This window comes from Knoellia sp. S7-12, assembly GCF_040518285.1.
Classification (GTDB): Bacteria; Actinomycetota; Actinomycetes; order Actinomycetales; family Dermatophilaceae; genus Knoellia.
In genome coordinates this window covers 1382689-1400111 of sequence record NZ_CP155449.1, presented here as the reverse complement: position 1 = coordinate 1400111, position 17423 = coordinate 1382689, and the positions used below count along the sequence as shown (strand labels likewise).

Here is a 17423-nt window from a genome sequence, read left to right as displayed (position 1 = left end):
CAGTAGGGTCCGACCCATGCCGACGACCCGGTCCGAGAGCCGCACGCGCGCCATCGTCGACGTGCTCCAGGAGTCATTCGGTGAAGCGATGACTGCCCACCCGACGGCATACCGGCACAAGTTCCGGCGGATGGCGCACGACCCGCACTCCTTCTACCGCGGTTCCGCCGGTCTGTTCTACCGGGATGTCACCCGGATGGACGCCCCCTGGGTCGACGACCGGTCCTCTCGAATCTGGGTCCACGGCGACCTGCACGTCGAGAACTTCGGCACCTACCTCAACTCCGCCGGCCGGTTGGTCTTCGACGTCAACGACTTCGACGAGGCCTACGTCGGCCACTTCACGTGGGACCTGCTGCGCTTCAGCACCTCGCTGGCGCTGCACGGCTGGCAGAAGGCGCTTCCTGACGAGGAGGTGCGGGCGCTGATCGAGAGTTACCTGCGTTCGTACCTGCGCCAGGTCAACCACTACCGCAGCACACCCGACGACACCGAGTTCGCGATCCGCCTGGAGAACGCTCGCGGCCCCGTCCTGGCAGCACTGCACCGGGCCCGGGAGGTGCGCCGGGTGGACCTGCTCAACGAGCTGACCACGGTCGAGGACCACCGCCGCGTGTTCGCCGCCAAGGACGGGGTGCGGCGCCTCGGGAAGGCGGAGCGCGCGCGGGTCCTGGCCGCCTACGAGGGGTACCTGTCGACGATCCCGGCGGACAAGCGCAGCCACATCCCCGTCTTCTACGACGTGCGCGACGTCGTCTCCACCGTCACCCACGGCATCGGAAGTGCCGGCCTCGCGAGCTACAGCCTGCTGCTCGAGGGCCACAGCCAGGCCCTCGAGAACGACGTCGTCGTGCAGATGAAGCAGGCCAACGTGCCGGCGCTCAGCCGCTTCGTCGACAGTGGCGACATCGACGCGGCCTTCGAGCACGAGGCGCACCGCACCGTGGTGAGCCAGCGCGCCCTCCAGGCGCACACCGACTCCCTCCTCGGGCACACGACGATGGACGGAATGGGGTTCGTCCTGTCCGAGATCTCGCCCTACGAGGTGGGGCTGGAATGGTCGGACCTCGACGAACCGGACGAGATCGGCGTCGTGGTGCGCCAGCTGGGGCAGGCGACGGCCAAGATCCACTGCGCCTCCGACGAGGACAGCGACCAGCATCTCGTGAACTTCCAGGTCGAGGAGGCGATCGCCGGTCCGCTCGAGGGGAGGCGCTCGGAGTTCACGACGTGGGTGGTCGAGCAGGCCATGGCGTATGCCGCGCAGGTGCACACCGACTATCCCCTCTTCGTCGAGGCCTTCAAGGAGGGACGCGTGGGGCTGGACGCCGTCTGAGCAGGGCGAGACCGGGCGCACGCGGGAATAGGAACCGTCCCGTCCGCTTTGATGCCTGACATGACTGCCTCCGCACGCGCGACCGACCTGCTCGCCCTCCACCGAGCCCCCGAGCTCCTCACCGTCGTCAACGTCTGGGACGCGATCTCGGCCAAGGTCGTCGCCGACGTGCCCGGCACCAGGGCCCTGGCGACGGCGAGCCACTCGATCGCCGCGACCCTGGGCTACCCCGACGGCGAGGTCATCCCCGTCGAGGAGATGCTCAACATGTGCCGCCGCATCGTTGAGGCGAGCGACCTGCCGGTGAGCGCGGACCTGGAGGGCGGCTACGGCGACGCCGCCGACACCGTCCGTCGCGCGATCGGTGTCGGCGTCGTCGGTGCCAACCTCGAGGACCAGATGAAGCCGCTGGCCGAGGCCGCCGCGCAGGTGGAGGCCGTCATGGCCGCTGCCGCCGCCGAGGGCGTCCCGGACTTCGTGCTCAACGCGCGCACCGACGCGTTCCACCTGGGCCGGGACCGCGACCGCGCCGTCGTGCTCGCCGAGGCGGTTGAGCGCGGGCGGGCCTACCTCGACGCCGGCGCCCCCGTCGTGTTCGTGCCGGCGATCCTCACCGAGGACGAGATCGTCACCCTCGTCGACGCCTTCGGACCGCAGCGCCTGACGACCATCGCGATCCCCGGGACGCCGTCACTCGCGCGTCAGCAGGAGCTCGGCGTCGCCCGGGTCTCGCACGGTCCGCTGTCGCAGAATGTCGCTCTCACCGCACTGCAGGAGCTGACCGAGGAGGTCCAGCGCGGCGGCGGTGTGCCCTCCTCGATGCGCATCCTCAACTAGAGCGGACACCGGCGGCGCACCACCGGGAGCGACGACGGCAGGTCGCTCACGGCATACAACCAGCGGTCGTATGGGTAGGTTGGACGCCCATGGGCAGACCAGCGCAGGTCACGCGATCCGACGACGCCGTCGAGCAGACGGCCTCTGTCGAGGAGCTCATCGGTGAGTACGACGAGGAACGACCCGGTCGCCGCCTGTCACGGCGGCTGGAGCACGCGATCACCGCCGTGTGCTTTGCGGTGTCGATGTTCGTGCTCTACCAGGTCTTTTCACCGCTGCGACAGGGCGGACAGTTCTATCTCATCATCTTCCTCGCGGCTGTGCTCCCACTCGTCTTCCTCTGCTACCGCGGGCTCCGCTCGAAGCGACGCGCGGCCGACGGCAGCCAGGGAGATGACAACCCCGGCATCCTCGACTGGGTCCTCGCGGCGGTGGCCCTCGTCGTCTGCATCTATCCCGTCCAGCCACTCGTCCTCGGGGATGGCGGCGGTGGCTTCAACGCCTTCCTCGACCGTCAGGGCTCGCTCGGCGCCGTCGACGTCGCGATGGGCACCCTCCTCATGCTCCTCATCCTCGAGGCCTGCCGACGCACGACCGGGCTGATCCTTCCCGCGGTGTGCGTCGCGTTTTTCGCGTTCGCCTACTACGGCGGCTTCCTGCCCGTGACGTGGTCGATGAGCCACGCAGGCATGAACTTCGGCGACATCATCAACGGCTTCTACAACGATGCCTCCGGCTTCTTCGGCATCCCCCTGGACGTCGCGGCGACCTACATCGTGCTCTTCACCATTTATGGCGCGGTGCTCGAGGCGACGGGTGCGAGCCGCTTCTTCATCGACATCTCGTTTGCGGCCTTCCGCAAGAGCTCGTCGGCCCCGGGCCGCACGGTGGCACTGAGCGGCTTCCTCCTCGGCACCGTGAGCGGCTCGGGCACCGCCACCGCCGTGAGCCTCGGATCGGTCTCCTGGCCCATCCTCAAGAAGGCCGGCTACCCGCGCGAAGCGGCCGGAGGCATGCTCGCCGCGGCCGGCATCGGCGCGATCCTCTCGCCCCCGACCCTGGGCGCGGCGGCGTTCATCATCGCCGAGTACCTCGGGGTCAACTACCTCGAAGTGCTGCTCTGGGCGACGATCCCGACGGTCCTCTACTACCTCGGCATCATCCTCGCCGTCGAGATGGATGCGCGGAAGTTCGGCGCCCGCGAAGTGCAGATCGCGACGCGCTCGGCATGGCAGCTGCTGTGGCGCTTCGGCTACCACTTCCTCTCCCTCTTCGTCATCGTCGCGTTCCTCGCCCTGGGCATCCCACCCTTCCGCGCGGTCGTCTACGCGACCCTGCTCGCTGCGGTCTTCGGTCTCGTCGAAAGGCTTGTCTCCGGCCGCGATCCGCTCGACCCCGAAGCCGAGCACCTCCCGATCGGACAAGCCATGCCGGCGTATGCCGTGCAGCTCTATCGCGGTCTGGCCGCCGGTGTCCGTTCGGTCCTGCCCGTCGCCTCCGTCTGCGCCGCAGCAGGCATCATCACCTCGGTCATCGTCAAGACCGGCATCGGTCAGTCACTCGCGTCGATGCTGGTCTCGGCAGCGCAGTCGCTGACGAGCAACCCCACAGGAGTGCTCATCCTGACCGCGGTCTTTGCCGCCGTCGCGATCGCGCTGCTCGGACTCGCGGTGCCCGTCACCGCGTCCTTCATCATCGCGTGGGTCGTCATCGGACCTGCCCTGCAGACCTTGGGTGTGAGCGCACCCGAGACGGCGATGTTCATCTTCTACTACGCCGTCCTCTCAGAGGTCTCGCCGCCGACGGCACTCGCTGCCGTCGCTGCCTCAGCCATCACCGGCGGGGACGCCATCAAGACGATGTGGCAGGCCTGGAAGTACACCCTGCCCGCGTTCCTCGCTCCCCTGGCCTTCGTCATCACCGAGAACGGCTCCCACCTGCTCATGCAGGGAGACGCTCTCTCGATCCTCTGGACGACCCTCGTCTCGATGCTCGCTGTGGCCGCTCTCGCGATCGTCACCGGCGGCTGGCTCTTCGGTCCGGCCAAGCCGATCGTGCGCGCCCTCTGCGTCCCGGCCGCTGGCCTGCTCCTCTATCTGCAGCCCTTCTCGATCGCTGCCGGGCTGGCCTTCCTCGCGGTCGCGGTGGCACTCGCCTGGATGACGAAGGCGAGCACACGGCATACCCCATCTGATGACCACAGCACCACCACACTGGAGGAAAACGCATGAGTCGCAACCGAATTCGCACGGCGGCCCTCGCGGCCGCAGCCGTCACCGCACTCGCCCTGACGGGCTGCGGCGGCAAGCAGGATCGCACGAGTGATACCGCGGCGAGCGGCGCGTCGGGTGGCGCGAGCGACTGCACGGCGAGTGCCGGCCAGATCACCATCGCGACGGGGAACAGCACGGGGGTCTACTACGCCCTCGGCGGTGGCCTCGCCCAGACGATCACATCCAACACCGAGCTCAAGGCGACAGCCGCCGAGACCGGTGCGTCCGTCCAGAACATCCAGCAGCTCGTCGACAAGAAGTACGACATCGCCTTCTCGCTCGCCGACACCGCCGCCGACGCAGTGACCGGCAAGGGCGCGTTCGAGGGCAAGCCGGCCGACGTCAAGGCACTCGCCCGGATCTATTCGAACTACACGCAGGTCGTCGTCTCCAAGAAGTCCGGCATCACCAAGGTTGAGGACTTCAAGGGCAAGCGGATCTCGACCGGTTCACCGAAGTCGGGCACCGAGGTCATCGCCAACCGCCTCATCCAGGCCGCGGGTCTCGATCCGGCCAAGGACGTCTCAGCGCAGCGGCTCGACCTCACCAAGACCGTTGACGGCATGAAGGACGGCAGCATCGACGGGCTCGTGTGGTCGGGTGGCCTGCCGACCGGTGGCATCACCGACCTCATGACGGCGATGAAGGACGACGTGCAGTTCGTCGACATCACGCCGCTGCTGCCCAAGCTGCAGGACGTCAACCCGGTCTATGCCGAAGACGCCATCCCGGCCGCGACCTACGGCACTGCGGCCGATGCCAAGACGATCGTCGTCCCGAACGTCCTGCTCGTCCGCTCGGACATGTCCGACAACAACGCGTGCGCGCTGACCAAGCTGCTCTTCGACAAGAAGGACGACCTCGTCAAGGTCCACACGGCCGCCAAGGATCTCGACCCCAAGATCGCCAAGGAGAGCGCGCCGGTCGAGCTCCACCCCGGGTCGCAGAAGGCCCTCGACACTCTCAACTGACGCAACCCCAGACCGACTTATTGCGACTTGGGACAGTTCGCTCGCTGCCCTCGCAACTATCCCAAGTCGCAATAAGTCGAGGGTTGGGTCAGGCGGTGGCGACGAGGCCGAGGCTGGCGGGGGTCGCGAGGCCCTGGTGCTTCGGCAGGACGCGCACGGTGTAGCCGAACGCCCCACTCGTCTTGAGAGTGAGGTCGCCGGAGAACTGGTGGCGGCCGTGCTCATAGCTCTCGGTGTGCTGCAGCGACAACGTCGTGACGTCGTGCAGGTCGTCACCGCGGCGGTTCGTGCGGCCGTGCGCGACCTGCACCTCGACGTCCTCGGGTGCGAGACCGTCGAGCGAGACATAGGCGTTGACGTGGAGCGTCTCGCCGATCTCGGGGCTGTCACCGACGCCCGAGGACTCGACGTGATCGACGCTCACCTTGGGCCAGGCGGCCCTGACCCGCGTTGCGTATGCCGCGAGATCGCGAGCCCCAGCGTGGTTCTCGCCGCTGAGCGCCCAGCCAGCGCGGGCCGCGGGGACGTAGAGGCGCTCGGTGTATTCGCGCACCATGCGACTCGCGCGGACCTTGGGCCCGAGCGTGGAGACGGTGTGCATGACCATCGCGAGCCAGTTCTGCGGGAGCTTCGCGTCGTCGAGGTCATAGAAGCGCGGCGCGACCTGGTTCTCGATGAGGTCGTAGAGCGCGTTGGCCTCGATGTCGTCGCGGCGGTCGGGGTCCTCGACGCCGTCTGCGGTCGGGATCGCCCAGCCGTTGTTGCCGTCGAACCACTCGTCCCACCAGCCGTCGAGGATCGAGAGGTTGAGGGCGCCGTTGAGCGCAGCCTTCATGCCTGACGTGCCGGACGCCTCAAACGGGCGCAGCGGGTTGTTGAGCCACACGTCGCAGCCCGGATAGAGGTGCTGCGCCATCGCGATGTCGTAGTTCGGGAGGAACGCGATGCGGTGACGCACCTCGGGGTCATCGGTGAACTTGATCATCTGCTGGATGAGCTGCTTGCCGGTCTCGTCGGCTGGGTGGGACTTGCCAGCGATGACGATCTGGATCGGACGCTCGGGGTCGAGCAGCAGCTTCTTGAGGCGGGCCGGGTCGCGCAGCATGAGGGTGAGTCGCTTGTAGGTCGGGACGCGACGGGCGAAGCCGATCGTGAGGATGTCGGGATCGAGGATCTCGTCAGTCCAGCCGAGCTCGGCGGTGGAAGCGCCTCGCTTGACCCATGATGCGCGGACACGGGCGCGGGCCTCCTTGACGAGCTGCTCGCGCAACAGACGCTTGGTGGCCCACACCTCGTCACGCGGCAGGTCAGCCATGGCCTCCCACGAGGCCTGGCTGTCGAGGACGGTCGTGTCGACGGTGACGTCGTCCGCGTGTCGGCCCGCGAGCTCATAGACCTTGCGGTCGACCCACGTGGGACCGTGAACACCGTTGGTGATGCTCGTGATCGGCACCTCATCGGCATCGAAGCCGGGGAAGAGGCCATCGAACATGTCACGACTCACCACACCGTGGAGCTTCGAGACGCCGTTGGCCCGCTGCGCGATCCGCAGACCGAGCACCGCCATGTTGAACATGGACGAGTTACCGCCTTCGTAGGTCTCGGCGCCCAGGGCCAGGAGACGGTCGAGGGGAACGCCAGCGGGAGCGAGGTCGCCCCCGAAGTAGATCTCGATGAGGCGACGCTCGAAGCGGTCGATGCCGGCCGGCACCGGGGTGTGGGTCGTGAAGACGGTCGCGCCGCGCACGGCCTCGAGGGCCTCCTCGAAGGTGAGGCCGGCACTGGTCACGAGCTCGCTGATCCGCTCGATAGCGAGGAAGCCTGCGTGGCCCTCGTTGGAGTGGTAGACGTCGGGCGTGGGCGCGCCGGAGAGCCGCGACCAGAGGCGGAGGGCTCGCACCCCGCCGACGCCGAGGAGCAGCTCCTGCTGGAGCCGCTGCTCGCCGCCACCGCCGTAGAGGCGCTCGGTGACGGCGCGCGCAGCCTCGTCGTTGCCGGGGATGTCGGAGTCCAGGAGGAGGAGCGGCACGCGGCCGACCTGGGCACGCCAGACCTGGGCGCGCAGCTCACGACTTCCGGGGAGCTTGATGAGGATGATGCTCGGGGTCCCGTCCTCCTCGCGCAGGAGGGAGAGGGGAAGGCCGTCGGGGTCGAGGACGGGGTAGTCCTCCTGCTGCCAGCCGTCGCGGTTGAAGCTCTGCCGGAAGTAGCCAGTCTTGTAGAACAATCCGACACCGACGATGGGCAGGCCGATGTCGGACGCGGCCTTGAGGTGGTCTCCGGCGAGAATGCCGAGGCCACCGGAGTACTGCGGGAGCGCCGCAGCGATGCCGTACTCAGGGCTGAAGTAGGCGATGGCCGAGGGGGCACCGTTGTCGCCCTGCTCGGCTGCCCACTGCTGGTACCAACGGTCCTCGCCCAGATAGCGGTCCAGTCCCTGCCTGGCATCCTCCACCCGCGCGACGAACTCGTCGTCGGCCGCGAGCGCATCGAGCTCCGAGACCGGCGTCGCCGAGAGCATGGCGACCGGATCGGCGCCGACGGAGGCCCACCGCTCGGGGTCGATGCTCTCGAAGAGATCGCGCAGGGGCGGGTGCCAGCTCCAGCGCAGATTCATCGCGAGGTCACCGAGCGCGGCGATGGGGGCGGGGAGAACAGGACGGACGCTGAAGCGACGGATGGCCTTCACGAGGCGTCATCCTAGGGTCAATTCTGCGCGAAGCGGAAACGTTTACCCACTTGTCCCCCTGACGTGCAGCGATGAGTCGGCGATGAGTCGTGGACGACTCGTGGTTCGGGGTCCCGGGACGATAGCGTCGCGGTGTGACCGCCACACCTCTCAGCACCCCGCCCCAGACCCCTTTCGGCCGAATCCCCGTCATTGACGTCTCCCCTCTCGTCGACGGCGGCGCCCGCCCCACGAAGTCCGTGGTGGCAGAGACCTTCCTCGTCGAAGCGACTGTCGTCCGCGAGGGTCACGACGCCGTCAGCGCCTCTGTCGTCCTCACTGATCCCGCGGGCGTCGACCACGTCACGCAGATGGTCTGCACCAACCCCGGTCTCAACACGTGGGAAGCCGTGGTGTCGGCCGACAGCGCCGGCCTGTGGACCTTCCGGGTGGAGGGGTGGTCAGACCCCTTCGGCACCTGGGAGCACGACGCGACGGTCAAGATCCAGGCCGATGTCGACACTGCCCTCATGCTTGCTGAGGGCGCCCAACTCCTCGATCGGGCCGCCGGGACCGAGGACCGCACCGCCGAGGGTCGCGCGATCCTCGAGGCCGGAGCCGCCGCCCTGCGCGACGAGACCCGTCCTCCGCAGGTGCGCCTGTCGGCCGTGACCCACGGACCGGTCCACGCAGAGCTGTCGGGCACTCCGGTGAGGGACCACGTCAGCCCGAGCACGGCATACCCCCTGCTTGTGGAGCGTCAGCTCGCCCTCACCGGCGCCTGGTACGAATTCTTCCCGCGCAGCGAAGGTGCGGTCTACGACGACGAGACCCACACGTGGCGCTCCGGGACCCTGCGCACCGCGGCCAAGCGCCTCGCTGCCGTCGCAGGCATGGGCTTCGACGTCATCTATCTCACCCCGATCCACCCGATTGGACAGGCCGCCAAGAAGGGGCCCAACAACACGCTCGACGCAGGGCCCGAGGACCCGGGCAGCCCCTATGCCATCGGCTCCCCGGACGGTGGGCACGACGCGATCCACCCCGACCTGGGGACGTTCGAGGACTTCGACTTCTTTGTCACCGAGGCCCGCCGGCTCGGTCTCGAGGTCGCGATGGACATCGCGCTGCAGTGCTCCCCCGACCACCCGTGGGTCGCCGAGCACCCGGAGTGGTTCACGACGCGCGCCGACGGGACGATCGCGTTCGCCGAGAATCCGCCGAAGAAGTATCAGGACATCTTCCCCCTGAACTTCGACAACGACCCCGCCGGCTCCTATGCGGAGATGCGCCGGATGATCCAGGTCTGGATCGACCACGGCGTCACGCTCTTCCGCGTCGACAACCCGCACACGAAGCCAGTTGAGTTCTGGCAGTGGCTGATTCAGGACGTGGCCATCGACCACCCCGAGATCATCTGGCTGTCCGAGGCGTTCACGAAGCCGGCGATGATGCGCACGCTCGCCAAGGCCGGTTTCCAGCAGAGCTACACCTACTACGCGTGGCGCAACACCAAGCCCGACCTCGAGGAGTACGTCACCGAGCTCGCGACCGAGACCGCGCACTACATGCGGCCGAGCTTCTGGCCGACGACGCACGACATCCTCACGCCCTACATGCAGTTCGGTGGTCCGGCGGCCTGGAAGTTGCGCGCGGCGCTGGCGGGCACCCTCGTCCCGACCTATGGGATCTACACCGGCTACGAGCTCATGGAGCACGTCGCGCGCCCAGGCGCCGAGGAACAGATCGACAACGAGAAGTACCAGTACCGCAACCGCCGTTGGGAGGACTTCGAGCCCGGCGGCCCCCGCGAGGGGCAGTCGCTCGCGTGGTATCTCCGCCGCCTCAACGAGATCCGGCGCGAGCACCCGGCCCTGCACTGGCTGCGCAACATCACGTTCCACCACGCCGACGACGAGAACATCATCGTGTTCAGCAAGCGTCGCGTCGTCCCCGCCGACGAGGCGACCGGCACCCCGGCGCACGAGGACGTCATCATCGTCATCGCCAACCTCGACCCGCACAGCACCCGGTGGAGCCGCGTCGTCTTCGACATGCCCGCCCTCGGGCTGCACCCCGACGAGGGGTTCCGCGCGCACGACCTCATCACCGACACGTGGTGGAGCTTCCTGCGCGAGGCCATGGTTCAACTCGGCCCCGACCACGAGCCGGTCCACATCATCGAACTGAAGAGGTACTGACGAGTGACGACCACGCAAGGACTGGGACTGCACCAGCCGGGGCTCAAGCACGACCCCGAGTGGTTCAAGACCGCCGTCTTCTATGAGGTGCTCGTGCGCGCCTTCGGAGACTCCAACGCCTCGGGTGCAGGCGACTTCCAAGGGGTGATCAACCGCCTCGACTACCTCCAGTGGCTCGGCGTCGACTGCCTGTGGCTGCCGCCGTTCTATGCCAGTCCCCTGCGTGATGGTGGCTACGACATCGCCGACTACACCCAGGTCCTGCCCGAGTTCGGGACGCTGCCGGAGTTCCAGCAGCTCGTCACCGAGGCGCACGCCCGCGGCATCCGGATCATCACCGACTTCGTCATGAACCACACGAGCGACCAGCACCCGTGGTTCCAGGCCTCACGCAGCGACCCGGACGGTCCCTACGGCGACTTCTACGTCTGGTCCGACACCGACGACAAGTACACCGACGCCCGCGTGATCTTCATCGACACCGAGACGTCCAACTGGACCTTCGACCCGATCCGCCGACAGTTCTTCTGGCACCGCTTCTTCGGTCACCAGCCGGACCTCAACTTCGAGAACCCTGCAGTCCACGAGGCGATGTTCGAGGTCGTGCGCTTCTGGATGGACATGGGCATCGACGGGTTCCGCCTCGACGCCGTGCCCTATCTCTATGAGGAGGAGGGACACAACGGCGAGAACCACCCCAAGACCCACGCGTTCCTCGCCAAGCTCCGCACGATGGTCGACAAGGAGTATCCCGGCCGCATCCTCCTCGCCGAGGCCAACCAGCCGCCGGCCGACGTCGTCGACTACTTCGGCACCACGGAGGATCCCGAGTGCCAGATGTGCTTCCACTTCCCGGTCATGCCGATGCTCTACTACGCCATGCGCGACCAGAGGGCGCAGCCGATCATCGACGTCCTCGCCGCGACCCCCGACATCCCGGCGGGCACCCAGTGGGGCACCTTCTTGCGCAACCACGACGAGCTCACCCTCGAGATGGTGACGCCCGAGCAGCGCGCCACGATGTACAGCTGGTACTCCCCCGACCCCCGGATGAGGGCCAACGTCGGCATCCGCCGTCGCCTCGCTCCCCTGCTGGACAACTCACGCCCCGAGATCGAGCTCATCCACGCGCTGCTGCTGTCGCTGCCGGGTTCTCCCTGTCTCTACTACGGCGACGAGATCGGCATGGGCGACAACATCTGGCTCAATGACCGCGACGCGGTGCGCACGCCGATGCAGTGGACGCCCGACCGCAACGCGGGCTTCTCCCAGGCCGATCCGGGCAAGCTCTATCTCCCGGTGATCTCGTCGCTCGTCTACAACTACAACGGCGTCAACGTCGAGGCGCAGATGGCCACCGGCCACTCGCTGCTGCACTGGGTGCGGGGCATGCTCGGCGTTCGCCGATTGCACCCCGCCTTCGGCCTCGGCGACTTCGCGATCGTGCCCACCGACAACGAGTCGATCCTCGCCTACACCCGCTCGCTGGGCGGGAGTCGCGACCACAGCGGCGAGACCGTGCTGTGCGTCAACAACCTCTCGGACAAGCCACAGGCCGCGACGGTGCAGCTGCCCGAGTCGCTCGGAGAGAACGAGCTCTTCGACCTCTTTGGCGGCGCGAACTTCCCGTGGACCGCCGCCGACGGCCGGGTCACCTTCACGATGGGCAGCCGCGACTTCTTCTGGTTGCGCGTCGGAGCTGAGAGCCGTGGCTGAGATCCACAAGGGCGCCAACATCACGCCGACCAAGCTCGAGCTCATCGAAGCATGGATGGGTTCACAGCGTTGGTATGCCGCCAAGGGCACCTCCCCGTCACTGCGTCGCCTCGCGTCGTGGAGACTCGGCGACCCCGTCGGTGAGGTCGGTGTCGAAGTGCTGATCGTCGCGGACGACTCGGGTCCGTCGCCGATCGCCTATCAGGTGCCGCTCACCTATCGCTCCATGCCGGTGCCCGAGCTCGAGCCGGCGCTCGTCGGCGTCACCGAGCACTCCGTGCTCGGCACCCGTTGGGTCTACGACGCACCCCACGACCCTGTGTATGCCGCTCAGCTGCTCGAGCTCATCCAGGGCCGGGTGCCTGCCGAGTCGTCGGCCGCGAGCGACGCCTTTGACGACACGGTCGTCGCGACACCGGGACCTGCGTGGTCGCGCGACGTCACCGTGCACGACTCCAAGGTCCTCTCCGGCGAGCAGTCCAACTCCTCGGTCATCCTCCAGTGCGTCGATGGCGATGGCGACCTGGTCCCGGTCATCGTCAAGGTGTTCCGGATGCTCTCGGCCGGCGAGAATCCCGACGTCGTCCTCCAATCGGCCCTCGTCGAGCACGGTTCCCGGCGGGTCCCCGCGGTCGTCGGGTCGGTGGCCGGTCAGTGGCCCGAGCCCTCACCCGCGCCCACCGACACGGGTGAGCCGGGCACCGAAGGTGGGCGCACGGCATACGGGCACTTCGTGTTTGCGCAGGAGTTCCTGCCCGGCGTCGAGGACGCCTGGCGGGTGGCGCTCGAGGCGGTGCGTGCGGGCGAGGACTTCAGCGGACCCACGCGTGCGCTCGGCGAGGCCACGGCCGAGGTGCACGCCATGCTCGCCGACGCGCTCGGCACGACCGCGACGAGCCCCGAGACCGCACGCGAAATCGTCCAGGGGATGCGCGAGCGATTCGCCGCCGCGGCTGCCGAGGTGGGCGCGCTGCACGACCATGACGAAGCGGTGTCGGCGATCTTCGACGCTGCGGAGCAGGTGAACTGGCCTGCGCTGCAGCGGATTCACGGCGACTTCCACCTGGGGCAGGTGCTGCACACCTCGGACGGTGGGTGGGTGCTGCTCGACTTCGAGGGTGAGCCGTTGCGCCCGCTCGCGGAGCGCACCCAGCCCGACCAGCGGATGCGCGACGTCGCAGGGATGCTGCGCAGCCTTGACTACGCCGGCGGAGCGATCGAGCACTCGGCCGGTGCATCCGCGCGCGAGTGGGTCGCCCAGACCCAGCAGGCCTTTCTTGACGGCTATGCCGCCACCGCCGGCGAGGATCCGCGCGAGCGGTCCGCGCTGCTCGCGGCATTCGAGCTCGACAAGGCGATGTACGAAGTCGTCTACGAAGTCCGCAACCGACCGTCGTGGGTCGACATCCCGCTCGCCGCGATCGAACGGCTGGCTGCGGGTTTCCGCCCGGCCACGAACGCCACCGCACCACCCGAGGAGACCCCGTGAGTCCCACCCCCGCCCATGAAGTCAGCGGCGCGATCAGCGCCCTCATCCAGGGGCGTCACCAGCAACCGCATGACCTCCTCGGCCAGCACCTCGAGGACGGTGGGCTGCGCATCCGCGCGCTGCGCCCGATGGCGACGTCGGTGCGCGTGCGCTTCGAGGACGGCGAGGAGCTGACGCTCGAGCACGAGGCCGAGGGTGTGTGGACTGCGGTGCGCGCAGGCACGACGCAGACGATGGACTACCGACTTCTCGTCGCGTGGGCCGACGGCGTCGAGCACCTGCAGGACGACCCCTACCGTTTTGCGCCGACCCTCGGCCAGATCGACCTGCACCTCGTCGGCGAAGGCCGCCACGAGGAGCTGTGGACCGTCCTCGGTGCCCGCGTGCGTGAGTATGCCGGCCCGCTCGGGACCGTGCGCGGGACCTCCTTCGCGGTGTGGGCACCGCGCGCCAAGGCCGTCCGGGTCGTGGGTGACTTCAACGGGTGGGATGGGCGCATCCATCCGATGCGCCTCATTGGCGCCAGTGGAGTCTGGGAGCTGTTCATCCCCGAGATCGGCGCAGGTTCGATCTACAAGTACGAGATCCGCGGTGCCGACGACATCGTGCGCGCCAAGGCGGACCCCATGGCGCGTCGCACCGAGATCCCGCCGCTGACCGGTTCCGTCGTGGACGAGGCCGGGCACGAGTGGGGCGATGGCTCGTGGATGTCGGCTCGGGCCGAGGGCAACCCGCACGCAGGACCCATGAGCGTCTACGAGGTTCACCTGGGCTCGTGGCGCCAGGGGCTCTCCTACCGCGAGCTGGCCGAGCACCTCGTCAACTACGTCGTCGACCTCGGCTTCACCCACGTCGAGTTCATGCCCGTGATGGAGCACCCCTACGGTCCGTCATGGGGCTATCAGGTCACCGGCTACTACGCCCCCACGTCGCGCTTCGGCACACCCGATGACTTCAAGTTCCTCGTGGATACGTTGCACCAGGCTGGAATTGGCGTCATCCTCGACTGGGTGCCCGGGCACTTCCCCCGCGACGAATGGGCCCTGGCGCGCTTCGACGGCCTGCCGCTCTATGAGCACCCGGACCCGCGGCGCGGCGACCAGCCCGACTGGGGCACACACATCTTCAACTTCGGTCGGCTCGAGGTCCGCAACTTCCTCGTCGCCAACGCGCTCTACTGGCTCGAGGAGTTCCACATCGACGGCCTGCGCGTCGACGCCGTCGCCTCGATGCTCTATCTCGACTACTCCCGCAACGACGGCGAGTGGCTCCCCAACGTCCACGGCGGACGCGAGCACCTCGAAGCCATCGGCCTGCTCCAGGAGACCAACGCCACGGCATACAAGCGGGTCCCCGGCATTGTCACGATCGCCGAGGAGTCCACGTCCTGGCCGGGAGTCACCAAGGAGACGAGCGGCGGCGGACTCGGGTTCGGCCTGAAGTGGAACATGGGCTGGATGAACGACTCGCTGAGCTATCTCGGCGAGAAGCCGATCGACCGACAGCACCATCACCACAAGCTGACCTTCGCGCTCATGTATGCGTTCAGCGAGAACTACCTCCTGCCGATCAGCCACGACGAGGTCGTCCACGGCAAGGGCTCGCTCGTCAACAAGGCCCCGGGCAGCCGGAACGAGCAGCTCGCGACGGTCCGCACCTATCTCGCCTACATGTGGGCGCACCCCGGCAAGCAGCTGCTGTTCATGGGGTGCGAGTTCGCGCAGCCCAGTGAGTGGGCCGACGGCAAGTCGCTCGACTGGTGGCTGCTCGACCAGCCCGGCCACTATCGCGTCCACAACCTCGTCAAGGAGCTCAATCGCCTCTATCGCGCCCATCCGGCGCTGTGGGCGCTCGACTCGCAGCCTGCAGGTTTCGAGTGGCTCGACGCCGACGACAACCTGGGCAACACCTACTCGTTCGTGCGCTTCGAGGACGCCGGCCGGTCATCCGGTGACGTCGTGGCAGCTGTCGTGAACTTCGGCGGCGAAGCGAAGGAGTGGCTGCGCGTCGGGGTGCCTCGAGGCGGCCGGTGGAAGGTCGTGCTCGACACCAGCGGCTACGACCAGCACGGCACGCCGAGCCAGGCCGGGCTCGAGTTCGACGCGGTCGAGGAGGGCTGGAACAACCAGCCCTTCCACGTCACCGTGCGGCTCGCCGGTCTCACAACGCTCTATCTCGCGCCGGTCGTCGATGAACCGGCACCTGTCACCAAGGAGGAAGCCAAGTGACCGATTCACGTGCAGGACAAGTCGCCCAACCGTCCGACCTCGTCGACCTGCCTCACCTCATCACGGCCTACTACGAGCTCAAGCCGGACCCTGACAACATCGACCAGCAGGTCGCGTTCGGCACCTCGGGACACCGCGGTTCGTCGCTCAACACGGCGTTCAACGAGGACCACATCCTCGCGACGACGCAGGCGATCGTCGACTACCGGAAGTCCCAGGGTTTCGACGGACCGCTCTTCCTCGGTCGTGACACCCACGGGCTGTCGGAGCCTGCGTGGGCCTCCGCCCTTGAGGTGCTCGTGGCCAACGACGTCACGGTGCTCGTCGACTCTGCGGATCGCTTCACGCCGACACCTGCGGTGTCACACGCGATTCTTGTCGCCAACCGGGGCAAGGTCACGGGCGTCGACGGTATGCCGTCCGGTGCCGGTCTCGCGGACGGCATCGTCGTGACGCCGTCGCACAACCCGCCCTATGACGGCGGCTTCAAGTACAACCCGCCGCACGGTGGTCCCGCCGACTCCGATGCCACCAAGGTCATCGCGGCTCGGGCCAACGAGCTGATCCGCGCCGGCCTCGAAGGTGTGAAGCGAATCCCCTTCTCCCGGGCCCGTGCCGGCGCTCAGTCCTATGACTTCATGGGGACCTATGTCGACGATCTGCCCCATGTCGTCGACCTGGCCCGCATCAAGGACGCAGGCGTGCGCATCGGCGCCGATCCCCTGGGCGGAGCCGCCGTGGACTACTGGGGCGCGATCGCGGACCGCCACGGGATCGACCTCACCGTCGTCAACCCGCTCGTCGACGCCACGTGGCGGTTCATGACGCTCGACTGGGACGGCAAGATCCGGATGGACTGCTCGTCGCCCTCCGCCATGGCTTCACTCATCAGCCGCAAGGACGAGTACGACATCGCGACAGGCAACGATGCGGACGCCGACCGCCACGGCATCGTGACGCCCGACGCCGGACTGATGAACCCCAACCACTACCTCGCCGTCGCGATCCAGTACCTCTATGGCGGCGCTCGCCCGCAGTGGCGCGACGACGGTTTCGTGGGCAAGACCTTGGTCTCGAGCTCGATGATCGACCGGGTCGCGGCCGACCTCGGCCGCAAGCTCGTCGAGGTGCCGGTGGGCTTCAAGTGGTTCGTGCCCGGACTGCTCGACGGCTCGGGCCCGTTCGGTGGCGAGGAGTCGGCGGGGGCCTCGTTCCTCCGCATGGATGGCTCCGTGTGGACGACCGACAAGGACGGCATCATCCTCGCGCTGCTCGCCTCCGAGATCCTCGCCGCCACGGGCAAGTCCCCGAGTCAGCACTACGGTGAGCTGACCGCGCAACATGGCACGCCGGCATACGCCCGCATTGACGCTCCGGCGGATCGTGCACAGAAGGCCAAGCTGGCGGCCCTTTCCCCCGAGGCGGTGACAGCCGAATCCCTTGCAGGAGAGCCGATCACGGCCAAGCTGACGGAGGCTCCCGGCAACGGTGCGGCCATTGGCGGCCTCAAGGTCGTCACCGAGTCGGCGTGGTTTGCGGCCCGTCCGAGCGGCACCGAGGACGTCTACAAGATCTATGCCGAGTCCTTCAAGGGCCCCGAGCATCTCGCACAGGTCCAGGCCGAGGCCAAGGACGTCGTCACCGCCGCCCTCGGCTCCTGACACCAGGTTCCGCAACCCCGACTTATTGCCCGTTGGGACAGTT

The 17423-nt window shown here is 67.9% G+C and carries 10 protein-coding genes; 9 read left to right on the top strand and 1 reads right to left on the bottom strand.

Annotated features, from left to right (window positions below):
• Positions 1-16: 16 nt before the first annotated feature.
• The 4 genes from V6K52_RS06745 to V6K52_RS06730 all read left to right on the top strand — a co-directional run bounded on the left by V6K52_RS06745 (position 17) and on the right by V6K52_RS06730 (position 5417).
• Entirely contained in the window at positions 17-1336 is a 1320-nt protein-coding gene (locus tag V6K52_RS06745) for a DUF2252 domain-containing protein (RefSeq protein WP_353953116.1), read from the top strand.
• Between the two features lie 60 nt (positions 1337-1396).
• Positions 1397-2173, top strand: coding sequence for an isocitrate lyase/phosphoenolpyruvate mutase family protein (locus V6K52_RS06740; RefSeq protein ID WP_353953115.1), 777 nt, complete (start codon positions 1397-1399; stop codon positions 2171-2173).
• 89 nt (positions 2174-2262) lie between these two features.
• Complete coding sequence (locus tag V6K52_RS06735) at positions 2263-4404, top strand: TRAP transporter fused permease subunit (protein ID WP_353953114.1); 2142 nt, start codon at positions 2263-2265, stop codon at positions 4402-4404.
• On the top strand, positions 4401-5417 hold the full coding sequence (locus V6K52_RS06730; RefSeq protein WP_353953113.1) for a TAXI family TRAP transporter solute-binding subunit: 1017 nt from the start codon (positions 4401-4403) through the stop codon (positions 5415-5417). The genes V6K52_RS06735 and V6K52_RS06730 overlap by 4 nt, the downstream gene beginning before the upstream one ends.
• A gap of 88 nt (positions 5418-5505) precedes the next feature.
• On the opposite strand, the gene glgP is transcribed toward V6K52_RS06730, so the two are convergent.
• Positions 5506-8106 carry an alpha-glucan family phosphorylase gene (gene glgP / locus V6K52_RS06725; protein WP_353953112.1) on the bottom strand — a complete coding sequence of 867 codons (2601 nt, stop codon included), beginning with the start codon at positions 8104-8106 and terminating at the stop codon, positions 5506-5508.
• A 134-nt stretch (positions 8107-8240) separates the two neighbouring features.
• Here glgP and V6K52_RS06720 point away from each other — a divergent pair, with 134 nt between their 5' ends.
• The 5 genes from V6K52_RS06720 to pgm are packed head-to-tail and all read left to right on the top strand — an operon-like array spanning position 8241 to position 17380.
• Positions 8241-10286, top strand: coding sequence for an alpha-1,4-glucan--maltose-1-phosphate maltosyltransferase (locus tag V6K52_RS06720; RefSeq protein ID WP_353953111.1), 2046 nt, complete (start codon positions 8241-8243; stop codon positions 10284-10286).
• Positions 10287-10289: 3 nt separating this feature from the next.
• Positions 10290-12002: a maltose alpha-D-glucosyltransferase gene (gene treS, locus V6K52_RS06715; protein WP_353953110.1), complete on the top strand. Its 1713-nt coding sequence runs from the start codon at positions 10290-10292 to the stop codon at positions 12000-12002.
• The gene (locus V6K52_RS06710) at positions 11995-13491 is read left to right on the top strand and encodes a phosphotransferase (protein ID WP_353953109.1); all 1497 of its coding nucleotides are present in this window, start codon (positions 11995-11997) and stop codon (positions 13489-13491) included. The genes treS and V6K52_RS06710 overlap by 8 nt, the downstream gene beginning before the upstream one ends.
• Positions 13488-15719, top strand: coding sequence for a 1,4-alpha-glucan branching protein GlgB (gene glgB / locus V6K52_RS06705; protein WP_353953108.1), 2232 nt, complete (start codon positions 13488-13490; stop codon positions 15717-15719). Before V6K52_RS06710 ends, glgB begins: the two co-directional genes overlap by 4 nt.
• The gene (pgm, locus tag V6K52_RS06700) at positions 15716-17380 is read left to right on the top strand and encodes a phosphoglucomutase (alpha-D-glucose-1,6-bisphosphate-dependent) (RefSeq protein WP_353953107.1); all 1665 of its coding nucleotides are present in this window, start codon (positions 15716-15718) and stop codon (positions 17378-17380) included. The genes glgB and pgm overlap by 4 nt, the downstream gene beginning before the upstream one ends.
• Positions 17381-17423 lie beyond the last annotated feature (43 nt).